This window comes from Streptomyces sp. NPDC048338 (assembly GCF_043201055.1).
Lineage (GTDB): Bacteria > Actinomycetota > Actinomycetes > Streptomycetales > Streptomycetaceae > Streptomyces.
Genome location: NZ_JBICYQ010000008.1, coordinates 87,338 through 101,591 on the forward strand (window position 1 = coordinate 87,338; position 14,254 = coordinate 101,591).

A 14,254-nucleotide genomic window follows, 5' to 3' on the forward strand; every position below is an offset into this window, starting at 1 on the left:
CACCCACGGAGTTGACCATGAAGCGCACCACCCGCACCCTGCTCGCCGCCGCCCTGGTCCTCGGGGTCGCCGCGGGCCCGGCGGTCGTCCCGGCGGTGGCCGCCGGCCCGGGCACCGCCCTCGCGGTGTCCGCCCCGCCGCTGGGCCCGGCCCTGGAGGCGGCGATCGCCGGACTGCCGACGGCCGACGCGACGGCGGCTCTGGTCCGGGCCGGCGGCACCGAAGGCGTCTGGCGGGGCAGTTCGGGCGTGCACGACCTGCGGACCGGCCGCCCGGCCGACCCCGGCGCCCGCTTCCGGGCCGGTTCGGTGACGAAGGTCTTCACGGCGGCGGTCGCCCTGCAGCTGGCCGCCGAGGGGCGGCTGGACCTCGACCGGACGGCCCGCTCGTACCTGCCTGACCTGGTCCCCGCCCGCTACGGCGCGGTCACCGTCCGCCAGCTGCTCGACCACACGCACGGCATCCCGGCCCCGGACTTCCCGGGCGAGACCGTCGAGGAGTGGTACGCGCACCGCTTCGACGTCCACGACCCCCGGGAGACGGTGCGTTCGGCGACGGCGAAGGAGCCGGAGTTCGCGCCCGGGACGAAGCAGCACTACCTCAACATCGGCTACACGATCGCGGGCCTGCTGATCGAGCGCGTGACGGGCGACTCCTACGAGCACCAGGTCACCGCCCGCGTCCTCCGGCCGCTGGGCCTGCGGGGCACGTCCCTCCCGGGGGCCGACCCGCACATCGCCGGCCGTCACAACCACGGCTACCAGACGATGCGGCTGGCCGACGGGACGACGGGGCTGCGGGACGTGACGGTGTGGGGGACGACGGACGGCTGGGCGGCCGGGGACATCATCTCCACCACGGCCGATCTGGAGCGCTTCACGCGGGCCCTGTTCCGGGGCGACGTGGTGCGCGGCCCGCTGCTGGAGGAGATGTTCACGCTGCCGAAGGTCGCGGACGCGAGGACCGGCGCCCCGGCGGCCTACTCGGTGGGGCTGTCGATGAAGAAGCTGGGCGGCAGGGAGGTGTGGGGCAAGACGGGCGGCCGGTGGGGCTACAACGCGGCGATCGCCTCGACCCGGGACGGTTCGCGCACCCTCGTGTACAGCGTGAACTCCACCGACGCCAAGGGCCAGGACATGAACAGGGTCGCGCTGAACCTCATGGTGGCGGCCTTCGGCCCGCCCTCCGCCTGACCGCCGGCGGTCCCGGTGCGGCGGCGGGTCGGCCGGTGGCCGGCGCCGCCGCCCCCGTCAGCGGCTCAGGAGACCGCGGCCGCCGGCCGCGTCGTCGGCGGGGCGGCCGTCAGGCCCTCCAGGCGCTTGATCATCCGCCGCACGACCAGCAGTGGGACCACGCCGACGACACCGAACGACATGTCGATGACCGACCACCAGAAGGGGATGTCCCGGATCGGTCCGCAGATCAGGGCGAGCGGGATGATGCCGGCGCAGGCGATCATGCCGAACTCGACGACCCAGATGTTGCGGACCGGGTCGCGGTAGGGCCCGTAGAACGCGACGGCGATGACGAGGTGGGCGAAGGCCAGCCAGTCGGTGCCGTACAGCACGAAGGGGTACTCCGCGTCGGCGGTGTCGAGGCCGACGCGCACCCGCCGGATCCAGTCGAGCAGCCCGGGGAAGAGGTCGGCGGCGGGGCTCGCCCAGGACGTCAGCGCGCTCTCGGCGAGGTGGAGTTCGGTGACCAGCGGGAAGGCGGTGAGGCCGCTGAGCACCAGGCAGACGATGAAGACGACCAGCCAGACGCGGATGCGCTTGAGGAGGGCTCTCGGCCCGTTCGTGTCGCTCATGGCAGCACCCTACGCCCCTCATGAACGTGTTCAAAAATCGGGTCGCCCCTGAGCTCCGGACGCCGGCCGCCCCCGCGATCACCCGGCCTTCACCGTCGGCCGCTCACCCGCGCCGGGTCACCCGCCGCGCCACCGTGTGCGCGGCGACGGTGGCGCCCGCGGCCACCGCGAGTCCCGTCACGGCGTCCCTCGCCCGGGCCGGCCGCAGGACCCCCGCCCGCTTCAGCCGCCCCCTGGCCCAGAGCGTGAAGGGGACGACGAGCAGCGGCGAGGTGACCGAGCCGGGCGTGCAGCCGCGGACCACGGCGGCCTGGGCGAGGTGGACGAGCCCGTGCAGCCCGAAGCCGTTCAACGCGGCCTGGTAGAAGGCGGACCGCCCCTTCGAGCGTGCCCCCGCGACGGCCGCGGCGGCGACCACGGCGCCCATCACGGCGACGGCGGCCGCGAACTCCCGCTCGTCCACTCCCTCCATGGCCTTCCAGACGGGCTCCGGCACCTCGGGGAACCGCTCGCGCAGCTCCGGCAGCCGCTCCCGGACCCAGCGCGGTCCACGCGCGAGCTCCTCGGCGTCGTGCAGCGCCCAGGCGACGAACAGGCCATACGTCACAGTCGAGTTCACGAGGATGGAACTCACAGCCCGACGATCGAGTTCCACCTCCTGGCGAACCCGGCGCGCTCCTCGGAGGTGATGTCCCGGGCGATGGCGAGCCGCCGGCGCATCGCGTCGTCCGGGAAGATCAGCGGGTCCTCGGCGAGAGCGGCCAGCTCCTCGTCGCGGGAGTCGGCGAGGACGTCACGGGCGGCGGGCACCGGGCACACGTAGTTGACCCAGGCGGCCAGTTCGGCGGCCACCTCGGGCTCGTAGTAGTAGTCGACCAGGGCCTCGGCGTTGGCCTTGTGCGAGGCGAGGTTGGGGATCATCAGCGACTCGGCCCACAGCTCGGCACCCTCCTCGGGGACGACGAACTCGATGTCGGGGTTGTCGGCCTGGAGCTGGATGACGTCCCCGGAGTAGGCCTGACAGGCCAGGACGTCGCCGGTGGAGAGGTCCTTGATGTAGTCGTTCCCGGTGAAGCGGCGGATGTGCTTGCGCCGTACGAGCCCCTCGACCTGTTCGCACAGCGCGTGGAAGTCGTCGCCGGTCCAGCGGGTCACGTCCACCCCGTTGCCCTGCATCAGCAGGGCGAAGGACTCGTCGAGCCCGGACAGCAGGGTGACCCGGCCGCGCAGGTCGCCGGCCCAGAGGTCCCTGGTCGAGCGGATCTCCCGGCCCAGCTTCCGGCGGTTGTAGGCGATGCCGGTGATCCCGGACTGCCAGGGCACGCTGTGCAGCCGGCCCTCGTCGAAGGCGGGGCCGCGCAGCTGCGGATCGAGGTGCCGGGTGATGTTCGGCTGCCGGGAGCGGTCCATCTCCTGCACCCAGCCGAGCCGCACGAAGCGCGCGGCCATCCAGTCGCTGACGACGATCAGGTCCCGGCCGGTCTCCTGGTGGTTCATCAGCGCGGGGCTCACCTTGCCGAAGAACTCGTCGTTGTCGTTGATCTCCTCGGTGTACCGGACGGAGATCCCGGTCCGCTCGGCGAAGGCGTCGAGTGTGGGGCGCTTGGACGTGTCGTCGTCGTCGGTGTCGATGTACAGGGGCCAGTTGGCGAAGTCGAGGACCCGGTCGCGCGCGGACAGGTCGCGCCCGGACCGGCGGCCGGGCTCCACGTAGGCGGCGGGCACCCCGCAGCCGGCCGTCGCCATCAGGCCCGCGGCGCCGCCGAGTCCGCGCAGCAGGGTCCGGCGGGACATGGTGTTCCTCGCTGTCGCTCTCACCCGAGCAGCCTCCCCCTGCGCCCCGCGCCGGGGCAATGGACGCTCCGTCTCCCCCGCGGCCCCTGCCCCGACACCTTGTCGATCACGGGGCGTCGTAGGTTGTGCGCCATGGCCGACGCCCCGCTCCGCACGACCCCGCCGCGCCCCGTCGACGTGGAGGCGCTCTTCCCCGAGGTGGTCCCCTACCGGCGGGAGGCCGTACGGCTGCATCCGCGCCGCGGTGAGCCGGGCGTGCTGGACAGTTCGGTCGGCGGGCCGCTGCTGTGGCCGGCCTCGGAGGCGTGGCCGCACTGCGAGGACGAGCACGTGGGCACCGAGTACAGCCCGGTGCCGCGGCCCGGGCCGGTGCCGCTCGTCCCGGTGCTCCAGCTGTACGCCCCCGACGTGCCCGAACTGCCGTTTCCCCAGGGCACGGACGTGCTTCAGATGCTGTGGTGCCCCTTCTACCACGCGCACGACTTCGGCTGGTCGCCGCGCCCCGAGCTCTACTGGCGGGACAGCGGCGCCGACGAGGACGTCCTGCCGGCTCCTCCCCCGCCGCCCGGAGCCCGGGAGAACTACCTGCCCGACCCCTGCGTGCTGCACCCGGAGCGGGTGACGGAGTACGCGCAGTGGGACCTGCCGGAGGAACTGCACGACGCGCTGGACGCCCGGTTCGAGGCCCTGGAGGCGAGCACGGGCTGGTCGTACTGGTACCACCTGTCGGTGGCGGAGGGGATCAAGGTCGGCGGCTGGCCGTCCTGGTGCCAGGAGCCGCGCTGGCCGGACTGCCCCGACTGCGGGCGGCGCACGGAACATCTGCTGACGGTCTCCAGCGCCGAGTTCGACGGTGCCTCGTGGCGGTCCTGGCTGCCGCTGGAGGAGCGGCCCGCGGAGGGCACGGTGCGGGATCTGCCGTACGAGGACCGGCGGGCGCTCCAACGGGCGCCGGGGCTGATGATCGGCGACATGGGCGGCCTGTACGTCTTCGACTGCCGGCACTGCCCCGACCGGCCGTTCTCCTACGCCTCGGACGGTTCGTAGGCCGAGGGCTCCCGGAGCGGCCGGTCGCCGGCCCGCGCCCCGTGCCGACGCGGGGACGGCGCCCGGTCCGGCCGCGGGAACCGCCCGCACGGTCCGGACGCGCGGACGGGCGGCCGGGGAGGAACCCGACCGCCCGTCCGTGTTCAGGGAGTTCAGCCCAGGGACGTCATCACGTGCTTGATGCGCGTGTAGTCCTCGAAGCCGTACGCCGAGAGGTCCTTGCCGTAGCCGGACTTCTTGTAGCCGCCGTGCGGCATCTCCGCGACCAGCGGGATGTGGGTGTTGATCCAGACGCAGCCGAAGTCGAGGGACTTCGACATGCGCATCGCGCGGGCGTGGTCCTTCGTCCAGACCGAGGAGGCGAGGGCGAACTCCACGCCGTTGGCGAACTCCAGGGCCTGCTGCTCGTCACGGAACGACTGCACCGTGATGACCGGGCCGAAGACCTCGTTCTGGACGATCTCGTCGTCCTGCTTCAGGCCGGAGACGACGGTCGGGGCGTAGAAGTAGCCCTTGTCGCCGACGCGGTGACCGCCCGACTCGACCTTGGCGTGGGCCGGGAGGCGCTCGATGAAGCCGGTGACCTGCGCGAGCTGGTTGGCGTTGTTCAGCGGGCCGTAGAGCACGTCCTCGTCGTCCGGCAGGCCGGTCTTCGTGTCGGTGGCGGCCTTCGCGAGCCGGGCCACGAACTCGTCGTGGATGGACTCGTGGACGAGCACGCGGGTGGCGGCCGTACAGTCCTGGCCGGCGTTGAAGAAGCCCGCCACCGAGATGTCCTCGACGGCCTTGTCGATGTCGGTGTCCTCGAACACGACGACGGGGGCCTTGCCGCCGAGCTCCAGGTGGACGCGCTTGACGTCCTTGGCCGCCGACTCGGCGACCTGCATGCCGGCGCGTACCGAGCCGGTGATGGAGGCCATGGCCGGGGTCGGGTGCTCGACCATCGCCTTGCCGGTCTCGCGGTCGCCGCAGATGACGTTGAAGACGCCCTTGGGAACGATCTGCCCGATGATCTCGGCGATCAGGACGGTCGAGGCGGGGGTGGTGTCCGAGGGCTTGAGGACGACCGTGTTGCCCGCGGCGAGCGCCGGGGCGAACTTCCACACGGCCATCATCATCGGGTAGTTCCACGGCGCGACCTGGGCGCAGACACCCACCGGCTCGCGGCGGACGATCGAGGTCATGCCCTCCATGTACTCGCCGGCCGAGCGGCCCTCGAGCAGGCGGGCGGCACCCGCGAAGAAGCGGATCTGGTCCACCATGGGCGGGATCTCCTCGCTCGCGGTGAGGGCGACCGGCTTGCCGGTGTTCTCGACCTCGGCGGCGATCAGGTCCTCGGCCCGCTCCTCGAACGCGTCCGCGATCTTGAGGAGGACCTTCTGGCGTTCGGCGGGCGTCGTGTCGCGCCAGGCCGGGAACGCCGCGGCCGCGGCGTCCATCGCGGCGTCGACGTCGCTCTGGCCGGAGAGCGGAGACGTGGCGTAGACCTCGCCCGTGGCCGGGTTGACCACATCGATGGTCCGCCCGTCGGCGGCGTCCCGGAACTCCCCGTTGATGTAGTTACGCAGCCGGCGCAGCTCGGTGGTCACTTGCCACCCCTCCTGTCGTTCAGAGTTCATTCTGTCCCGATGGGTGAGACACCCCCACAGTAGTCGCTCGGCGGACGCTTTCGACAGGCCCGACAGCCCCCAACTTCGGATTCAGTGAGATGATGGAGCCGAAACAACGAATTTCATCGATCCGGGCTTGCCAGACAGACGAGTCCCGGTGCAGAGTGAGCTCGTGGCCAGTCAAAGCGCTAACTCCAGGACCGGATCCGGCTCGTCCCCGACGATCGATGCCGTCTCCCTGGCGATCATCGAGCAGCTACAGGAGGACGGTCGCCGTCCCTACGCGGCGATAGGCAAGGCCGTCGGCCTGTCCGAAGCCGCCGTGCGGCAGCGCGTCCAGAAACTGCTCGACCAGGGCGTCATGCAGATCGTCGCCGTCACCGACCCGCTCACCGTGGGGTTCCGGCGGCAGGCGATGGTGGGCATCAACGTCGAGGGCGACCTGGACCCGGTGGCGGACGCGCTGACGGCCATGGCCGAGTGCGAGTACGTGGTGATGACCGCGGGCTCCTTCGACCTGATGGTGGAGGTCGTCTGCGAGGACGACGACCACCTGCTGGATGTGATCAACAAGCGCATCCGCACCCTCCCCGGCGTGCGCTCCACCGAGAGCTTCGTCTACCTCAAGCTCAAGAAGCAGACCTATATGTGGGGAACCCGATAGCCGTGAGCAACTCCCGCAGCGATCTCTCCAAGTCCGCCTACGACCACCTGTGGATGCACTTCACCCGCATGTCGTCGTACGAGAACAACCCCGTCCCCACCATCGTCCGCGGTGAGGGCACCTACATCTACGACGACAAGGGCAGGAAGTACCTCGACGGCCTCGCCGGCCTGTTCGTGGTCCAGGCCGGCCACGGCCGCACGGAGCTCGCCGAGACCGCCGCCCGCCAGGCCAAGGAGCTCGCCTTCTTCCCGGTGTGGTCGTACGCCCACCCCAAGGCCGTCGAACTGGCCGAGCGCCTCGCCCACGAGGCCCCGGGCGACCTCAACAAGGTCTTCTTCACCACCGGTGGCGGAGAGGCCGTCGAGACGGCCTGGAAGCTGGCCAAGCAGTACTTCAAGCTGGTCGGCAAGCCCACCAAGTACAAGGTCATCTCCCGCGCGGTCGCGTACCACGGCACCCCGCAGGGCGCCCTGTCGATCACCGGCCTGCCCGGCCTGAAGGCCCCCTTCGAGCCGCTGGTCCCCGGTGCGCACAAGGTGCCGAACACGAACATCTACCGCGCCCCGCTCTTCGGCGACGACCCCGAGGCCTTCGGTCGCTGGGCCGCCGACCAGATCGAGCAGGAGATCCTCTTCGAGGGCCCCGACACCGTCGCCGCCGTCTTCCTGGAGCCGGTGCAGAACGCCGGCGGCTGCTTCCCGCCGCCGCCCGGGTACTTCCAGCGGGTCCGCGAGATCTGCGACCAGTACGACGTGCTGCTCGTCTCCGACGAGGTCATCTGCGCCTTCGGCCGCCTCGGCACCACCTTCGCCTGCGACAAGTTCGGCTACGTGCCGGACATGATCACCTGCGCCAAGGGCATGACGTCGGGCTACTCCCCGATCGGCGCGTGCATCGTCTCCGACCGGCTCGCGGAGCCGTTCTACAAGGGCGACAACACCTTCCTGCACGGCTACACCTTCGGCGGCCACCCGGTCTCCGCCGCCGTCGGCCTCGCCAACCTCGACCTGTTCGAGAAGGAGAAGCTGAACCAGCACGTGCTCGACAACGAGGGCAACTTCCTGTCGACCCTGCAGAAGCTGCACGACCTGCCGATCGTCGGCGACGTCCGCGGCAACGGCTTCTTCTACGGCATCGAGCTCGTCAAGGACAAGGTCACCAAGGAGTCCTTCAACGACGAGGAGACCGAGCGCGTCCTGTACGGCTTCCTGTCGAAGGCGCTCTTCGAGAACGGTCTGTACTGCCGCGCCGACGACCGTGGCGACCCGGTCATCCAGCTGGCCCCGCCGCTGATCTCCGACCAGTCCACGTTCGACGAGATCGAGCGGATCCTCCGCGAGACCCTCACGGAGGCCTGGACGAAGCTGTAAGGCGCCTCGCGACCCACGCCGCCCTCACGGCGTGAACGGCCCGGGCATGCCGCCATCCGAGTGGATGACGGGGTGCCCGGGCCGCGTGCTGTCCGTACCGGCGGATCCGAATCCTTACGGTGCCCAGTGACCGACAGGACCGTCTCTTCGTTCCCCCGGACGGGGGAAGCACGGGGGACCACACATCAGATCCGACGCTCCTCCGATCCGACTCGATCCGACTTCGAGGTGTACGCGATGGCCCCACCGGACAACGACGTGCTCTGGGCGCGTTCCCTGCACTACTCCCTGGGGGGATCGACCGCGCTGAGCGGGGTCTCCCTCGGGGTCCGCGAAGGCGAGATCCTCGCCCTGGTCGGTCCGCGCGGCAGCGGCAAGACCGCGCTGATGCACTGTCTGTCCGGCCAGGCCGTCGCCCAGCAGGGCGAGGTCTGGTTCAACAGCAGCCCCGTGCACACCATGACCGGGCCCCAGCGCGAGCGGCTCCGCAGGGACCGGTTCGGCTGGATCGACCCCGAGCCGGGGCTCGTGCCGGAGCTGACCACCTGGGAGAACGCCGCCCTGCCGCTCCTGCTGCGCGGGGTGTCGCACCGGAGCGCCAAGGCCGCCGCCATCGAGTGGCTGGAGCGGCTCGACATCGGCATGTGCGCGCGCCGGCGCCCGCACGCCCTCAACCAGTCGCAGCGGCAGCGGATCGCGATCGCCCGCGCCCTGGTCACCACCCCGACGGTGCTCTTCGCCGACGAACCCACCGCCTCCCTGCACAGCGCCGACGGCGCGCAGGTGCTCCGCACCCTGACGGCCGCGGCCCGCTCGCACCGCATCACGGTGCTGCTCGCCACCCACGACGCCGAGGTGGCCACCCTCGCCGACCGCGCGGTCGGCCTGCTGGACGGGCGCCGCGTGAGTGCCGGCTCCCTGCCGCCGACGAACGGGGCGGAGGGCGTCGCCGCGTGCTCGCTCTCCGTCTAGTCCGCGGCACCCATCCCCTCGTCCTGCTGCGGCGGCTCCTGGTCGCCGCGGCGGCGGCGGGGGTCGGCTTCCTTCTGCTGTGCACGCTGGGGTACGCCGTGGGCCATCCGGACCGGTCGGCCTCGTCCGTGCTGCGGCTGCTGTGGTGCGTGATCCCGCTGGCCGCGACCGCGCACTTCGCGGTGGCGGTGGCCCGTACGGATCCCAGCACCCGGCCGCGGCCGGGGCTCTCGGCGATCGGGCTCGGCCCGGCCCGGCTGACGGCGCTCGCCGCCGCGTCGACGGCGGTCTCCTGCACGCTGGGCTCGATGCTCGCCCTGCTGTTCTACCTGCACCTGCGCGGCGACATCACCGGCCTGCCGTTCGACGGCGCCGCGGCCGAACTGCTCGCCGCCGACCAGCCCCTCCCGCTGGCCGCCGCGCTCACCCTGCTCGCGATCCTGCCGGTGGTCGCCTCGACGGCCGCCGGGCTCGCCCTGCGGCCGCGGAAGCCCGTCGCGCCCGAGGGCGCGGAGCGGACGACCCCGTCGGGGCTGCCCTGGGGCGTCGCGCTGCTCGCCGTGGGGCTGGCCGTGGAGACGTACGCGGGCCAGGGCGGCGGGAACGGCGACTTCCCGCTGCCGGGCCGCTTCGAGGCCAGCCCGGGAGGCGTCCTCGCCGGCTGGGTCCTCACCGCCGTGGGTCTGGCGATGGCCGGGCCCGGTCTGACCCACTGGTGCGGCCGCCTGCTGCAGGCGGTCCGGCCCGGCGCGGTCCGGCTGCTGGCCGGGCGCGTCCTGATGGACGAGTCCCGCCGCATCGGGCGCCCCCTGGGCGTGGTGTGCGCGGTGGCGTCCGGAGCGGTGGCCGCGGTCACCCTGTACGGGTCCGGGACGGGCGACTTCGGCCCGCTGACCGGCCTGGGCGCGGCGCTGGTGATGTCCTGCACGACGGCGACGCTGCTGACGGCGACCCTCGAATCGAAGCAGTGCCGCGCCCACACCACCGAGGCGCTGCTGCGCCTGGGCGCCCCGCCCACCGTGCTGCGCACGGCCGCGCTGCTGCGGGCGGGCGCCCTGCTGGCGGTCTTCCTGCCCCTGACCTGGCTGGTCGGAGAGCTCGCGGCCGTCCCGCTGGGCGCCTGACCGGCCGCGCGATCCCGGCTCCCGGCGCCCGCTCCCCGACGGCGGCGACCCGGGAGCCGACGCACCGGACCACCCGGATCCGGCCGTCCTGGCCGGAGGCCGGAGGCAACTTCGCCGCCCGGTATCCCGTCTGTCCCGGGGACGACGCAGGAACAGCACACGGCGGGGATGCCGTACGACGGAAACGGAGCCGCCAGTGCTCACAGGACTGCTCACCGCGGTCGCCGCCTCGCTCTGCTACGGCACGGGTTCGGTCCTGCAGGCGGTCGGCTCCCGCAGGTCCGCCCGCCGCGAGGCGGCGGCCGGACAGCTCAGCCGGCACGGCGGCCCGAGCCTGTCCTCGACCGCGAAGGCGGCGATGACCTGGGAGTTCATCGTCGGCACGATCCTCGACTTCGTCGGCTTCGGGCTCGGGGCCCTGGCCGCCCGGATGCTGCCGCTGTTCCTCTCGCAGACCGTGATCAGCGCCAATCTGGTGATCACGGCGGTCCTGAGCATCCGGCTCCTCGGGATCCGCCTCACCCGCGCGGAGTGGACCTCGATCGGGGTGGTCTGCTCGGCCCTGGTGCTGCTGGCGAGCGCCGCGGGCCCCGAGGGCAGCGGGCACACGTCCCTCGCCACGCACGGGTGGCTGCTCGCGGTCTCCGTCCTGCTGATGGCGGGCGGCACCGTCCTCGTCCGGCGGCTCGGCGCCCGCGCGGCGGTCCTGGCCGGTCTCCTCTCGGGCCTGGGCTTCGGCGCGCTCGGTGTCGGGGTCCGGGTGCTGAACGGCATCGACCCCTTCGACCCGGCCGCGCTGCTCGCCGATCCGGCGCTGTACGCGATCCTCGTGGCCGGCGCCGGCGGCATGTACCTGCACACGGTCGCGTTGCAGATCGGTTCGGTGAACGGGGCGACGGCGGCGCTGGTCGTCGGCGAGACCGTGCTCCCCGGCATGATCGGCGTCTGGTGGCTGGGCGACGCCTCGCGCCCCGGGTTCGCCTGGCTCGCCGTGGCCGGGTTCGTCCTGGCGGTGGCCGGCGCGGTGGCGGTGGCCTGGTTCGGGGCGCCGGAGGGCGAGCCGACGGCAGGCGCTCCGGTGCCGGACGCCCGCCGGGGCGACGGCGCCGCGCCCGCGGCCCGGGAGCCCGCCGCGACTCCGTGAGCACGGCCCCCTCCCCGTGTGCCCCGGTGCCGCCCGGGCGCGCGGTCAGCCGGAGGTGGCGTCCGCCAGGAGCACGACCTCGGCGGGCGCGAAGGTCACGCCGACACGGGCTCCGGCCTCCGGCGCGTCGTGCAGGGCGCACTCCGCCTCCAGCGCGGGCCCGTCGTCCGGGCGGAGCCGTACGGCCACGCGGCTGCCGCGGAAGGTCCGGGCCTCGACCGTGCAGGTCAGGCCGTCCGCGGGGGCGCCGAGCCGCACGCCGCCCGGGCGCACCAGGAGCCGGGCCGCACCGCGCGGCGACCCGTCCGGGACCGGGATCCGGCCCCACACCGTGTCGGCGGAGCCGGCGGCCACGGTCGCCGCCACGACGTTGTCGAAACCGAGGAAGCGCGCCACGAACTCGGAGGCCGGCCGCTGCCAGACGTCGAGCGGCGTGCCGGACTGGGCGATCCGGCCGTCGCACATGACCACGACGCGGTCGGCGAGGGCGAACGCCTCGCCCTGGTCGTGGGTGACGGCCAGCACCGTCGTTCCCAACCGGCCGAAGAGGTCGCGCAGTTCGGTGACCAGCCGTTCCCGCAGCCCGCGGTCGAGCTGGCCGAGGGGCTCGTCGAGCATCAGCAGCCGCGGCCGCGGCGCGAGGGCGCGGGCCAGCGCGACCCGCTGCTGCTCGCCGCCGGAGAGCGAGGCGACGGCCCGCCGCCCCGCTCCGGGAAGGCCCACGAGGTCGAGCAACTCGGCGACCCGGGCCTGCTGTTCGGCCCGGCCGACGCCGTGCATCCGCAGGCCGAAGGAGACGTTGCCGGCGACGTCACGCTGGGGGAAGAGCTGATGGTCCTGGAACATCAGGCCGACGCCCCGCCGGTGCACCGGCACCCCGGCCTGGTCGGTGCCGCCGAGCAGGACCCGGCCGGCGTCCAGCGCCTGCAGGCCGGCGACGGCCCGCAGCAGGGTGGACTTCCCGCTGCCGCTCGGCCCGAGCACGCACACGATCTCGTGCTCGGCGACCTCCAGGTCCACCGCGTCGAGCACCGCGCGGTCGCCGAACCGTACGGTCGCGTCCGTGAGGGTCAGCATCAGAACTCCCCGGAGGTGCGGTCGGTGCGCAGCCGTTCGAGCAGGAGCAGGGACACCGCGCACACCACCATCAGAATCGTCGAGAGGGCCATGGCCTGGCCGTAGTTGAGCTCACCGGGCCGGCCGAGCAGCCGCGCCACCGCGACCGGCAGCGTGGGGCGGTCGGGGCGGGCGATGAAGACGGTCGCGCCGAACTCGCCGAGGGAGACGGCGAACGCGAAGCCGGCCGCGATGAGCAGGGCGCGGCGCACCAGCGGCAGGTCCACCTCGCGCCAGGCGCGCAGGGGCGAGGCGCCGAGGACGGCAGCCGCCTCGCGGAGCCGGTCGTCCACCGCGCGCAGCACGGGCAGCATGGTGCGGACGACGAAGGGGACGCCGACGAGCGCCTGGGCGAGGGGGACGAGGATCCAGCTGGCCCGCAGGTCGAACGGCGGCTCGTCGAGGGTGATCAGGAAGCCGAAGCCGACGGTGACGGCGGAGACCCCGAGCGGCAGCATCAGCAGCGCGTCGAAGCCGCGGACGAGGCGGCCGGCCCGCCGGGTCAGCGCCGCCGCGGCCAGTCCGCCGATGACGACGGCGATGACGGTGGCGACGACGGCGTACTGGAGGGAGTTCGCGAGGGTGTCCGTCAGCGGGACGAGGAAGGTGCCGAAGGCGTCGACCTCCTGCAGGGCCCGGTAGTAGCCGAACCCGTACCCCTCCGGGGTGTCGAGGGACCGTTCGACGAGGACCGCGAGCGGGAGCACGAGCAGCAGGGCGATCGAGAGCAGGACGGCCCCGAACAGCGTCCACTGGCCGAGGCCCCGGGGGCGTCGCGCGGTCCGCTCGGGGGCGACGAGCCGCAGCGCGGTCTCCCGTCGCCGGACCGTCCGGGCGTGCACGGCGAGGATCGCGCCGACGGCGACGAACTGGACGATCGTGAGCACGGCGGCCGTGCCGAGGTCGAAGCGGTCGACCGTCTGCCGGTAGATCTCCGTCTCCAGGGTGGAGTACGTCGGTCCGCCGAGGATCTGGACGACGGCGAAGGACCCGGCGGTGAAGAGGAACACCATGAGGGCGGCGGCGCCGACCGCCGGGACGAGGGCCGGCAGGGTCACCTTCCGCCAGGCGGTCCAGCGGGAGGCGCCGAGGACCCGGGCGGCCTCCTCCTGCCGCGGGTCGAGCTGGGCCCACAGCCCGCCGACGGTCCGGACGACGACGGCGTAGTTGAAGAAGACGTGGGCCAGGAGGATCGCCCAGACGCCGTTGTCCAGGCGGACGCCCCACAGCTCGTCGAGGAGCCCGCGGCGGCCGACGAGCGCCAGGAAGGCCGTGCCGACCATGACGGTGGGCAGCACGAAGGGGACGGTGACGACGGCGCGCAGGACCCCCTTGCCGGGGAAGTCGAAGCGCGCGAAGACGTACGCGCCGGGCAGCGCGATCAGCAGGGTCAGCGCGGTGGAGGCGAGCGCCTGCCAGAGCGTGAACCACAGCACGTCGAGGATCTCCGGCCGGCCCAGGGTCTGCGCGAACCCGTCGAACCACCGGCCGCCGTCGCCGCCGAGACCGCGCTCGACGATGGAGGCGACGGGCCAGGCGAAGAACAGCCCGAAGAACGCGACGGGCACGGCCATCAGGCCGAGCCGCGCCGCGCTCCCGCGCA

The 14,254-nt window shown here is 73.0% G+C and carries 13 protein-coding genes; 7 read left to right on the forward strand and 6 right to left on the reverse strand.

What is annotated here, in order from left to right; genetic code table 11:
* Window positions 1–17 precede the first annotated feature (17 nt).
* A complete protein-coding gene (locus tag ACGFZF_RS19680; RefSeq protein WP_393555744.1) occupies window positions 18–1,193 on the forward strand; it encodes a serine hydrolase domain-containing protein in 1,176 nt (391 codons plus the stop codon).
* A gap of 65 nt (window positions 1,194–1,258) precedes the next feature.
* On the opposite strand, the gene ACGFZF_RS19685 is transcribed toward ACGFZF_RS19680, so the two are convergent.
* The 3 genes from ACGFZF_RS19685 to ACGFZF_RS19695 form a co-directional block, all read right to left on the reverse strand.
* Entirely contained in the window at window positions 1,259–1,807 is a 549-nt protein-coding gene (locus tag ACGFZF_RS19685) for a hypothetical protein (RefSeq protein ID WP_393555746.1), read from the reverse strand.
* 103 nt (window positions 1,808–1,910) lie between these two features.
* Window positions 1,911–2,441, reverse strand: coding sequence for an HXXEE domain-containing protein (locus ACGFZF_RS19690; protein WP_393555748.1), 531 nt, complete (start codon window positions 2,439–2,441; stop codon window positions 1,911–1,913).
* On the reverse strand, window positions 2,438–3,601 hold the full coding sequence (locus ACGFZF_RS19695; protein ID WP_393555750.1) for an extracellular solute-binding protein: 1,164 nt from the start codon (window positions 3,599–3,601) through the stop codon (window positions 2,438–2,440). Before ACGFZF_RS19695 ends, ACGFZF_RS19690 begins: the two co-directional genes overlap by 4 nt.
* Before the next feature lie 132 nt (window positions 3,602–3,733).
* Between ACGFZF_RS19695 and ACGFZF_RS19700 the strand changes: the two genes are divergently transcribed.
* Window positions 3,734–4,648: a DUF1963 domain-containing protein gene (locus ACGFZF_RS19700; RefSeq protein ID WP_393555752.1), complete on the forward strand. Its 915-nt coding sequence runs from the start codon at window positions 3,734–3,736 to the stop codon at window positions 4,646–4,648.
* A gap of 152 nt (window positions 4,649–4,800) precedes the next feature.
* On the opposite strand, the gene ACGFZF_RS19705 is transcribed toward ACGFZF_RS19700, so the two are convergent.
* Complete coding sequence (locus ACGFZF_RS19705) at window positions 4,801–6,237, reverse strand: gamma-aminobutyraldehyde dehydrogenase (protein ID WP_393555754.1); 1,437 nt, start codon at window positions 6,235–6,237, stop codon at window positions 4,801–4,803.
* Between the two features lie 193 nt (window positions 6,238–6,430).
* Between ACGFZF_RS19705 and ACGFZF_RS19710 the strand changes: the two genes are divergently transcribed.
* The 5 genes from ACGFZF_RS19710 (at window position 6,431) to ACGFZF_RS19730 (ending at window position 11,535) form a co-directional block, all read left to right on the forward strand.
* The gene (locus ACGFZF_RS19710) at window positions 6,431–6,922 is read left to right on the forward strand and encodes an Lrp/AsnC family transcriptional regulator (protein ID WP_393555756.1); all 492 of its coding nucleotides are present in this window, start codon (window positions 6,431–6,433) and stop codon (window positions 6,920–6,922) included.
* Window positions 6,907–8,295: an aspartate aminotransferase family protein gene (locus ACGFZF_RS19715; protein WP_147979924.1), complete on the forward strand. Its 1,389-nt coding sequence runs from the start codon at window positions 6,907–6,909 to the stop codon at window positions 8,293–8,295. The genes ACGFZF_RS19710 and ACGFZF_RS19715 overlap by 16 nt, the downstream gene beginning before the upstream one ends.
* A gap of 237 nt (window positions 8,296–8,532) precedes the next feature.
* Window positions 8,533–9,267: an ABC transporter ATP-binding protein gene (locus tag ACGFZF_RS19720; RefSeq protein WP_393555759.1), complete on the forward strand. Its 735-nt coding sequence runs from the start codon at window positions 8,533–8,535 to the stop codon at window positions 9,265–9,267.
* Window positions 9,249–10,391, forward strand: a complete 1,143-nt coding sequence (locus tag ACGFZF_RS19725; protein WP_393555761.1) for a hypothetical protein — start codon at window positions 9,249–9,251, stop codon at window positions 10,389–10,391. The genes ACGFZF_RS19720 and ACGFZF_RS19725 overlap by 19 nt, the downstream gene beginning before the upstream one ends.
* A 196-nt stretch (window positions 10,392–10,587) precedes the next feature.
* Window positions 10,588–11,535 carry a hypothetical protein gene (locus tag ACGFZF_RS19730; protein ID WP_393555763.1) on the forward strand — a complete coding sequence of 316 codons (948 nt, stop codon included), beginning with the start codon at window positions 10,588–10,590 and terminating at the stop codon, window positions 11,533–11,535.
* A gap of 45 nt (window positions 11,536–11,580) precedes the next feature.
* Here the strand turns inward: ACGFZF_RS19730 and ACGFZF_RS19735 are convergent, their stop codons facing one another.
* Window positions 11,581–12,612 carry an ABC transporter ATP-binding protein gene (locus ACGFZF_RS19735; RefSeq protein WP_393555765.1) on the reverse strand — a complete coding sequence of 344 codons (1,032 nt, stop codon included), beginning with the start codon at window positions 12,610–12,612 and terminating at the stop codon, window positions 11,581–11,583.
* Window positions 12,612–14,225, reverse strand: a complete 1,614-nt coding sequence (locus tag ACGFZF_RS19740) for an ABC transporter permease (protein WP_393556193.1) — start codon at window positions 14,223–14,225, stop codon at window positions 12,612–12,614. Before ACGFZF_RS19740 ends, ACGFZF_RS19735 begins: the two co-directional genes overlap by 1 nt.
* Window positions 14,226–14,254: the final 29 nt, after the last annotated feature.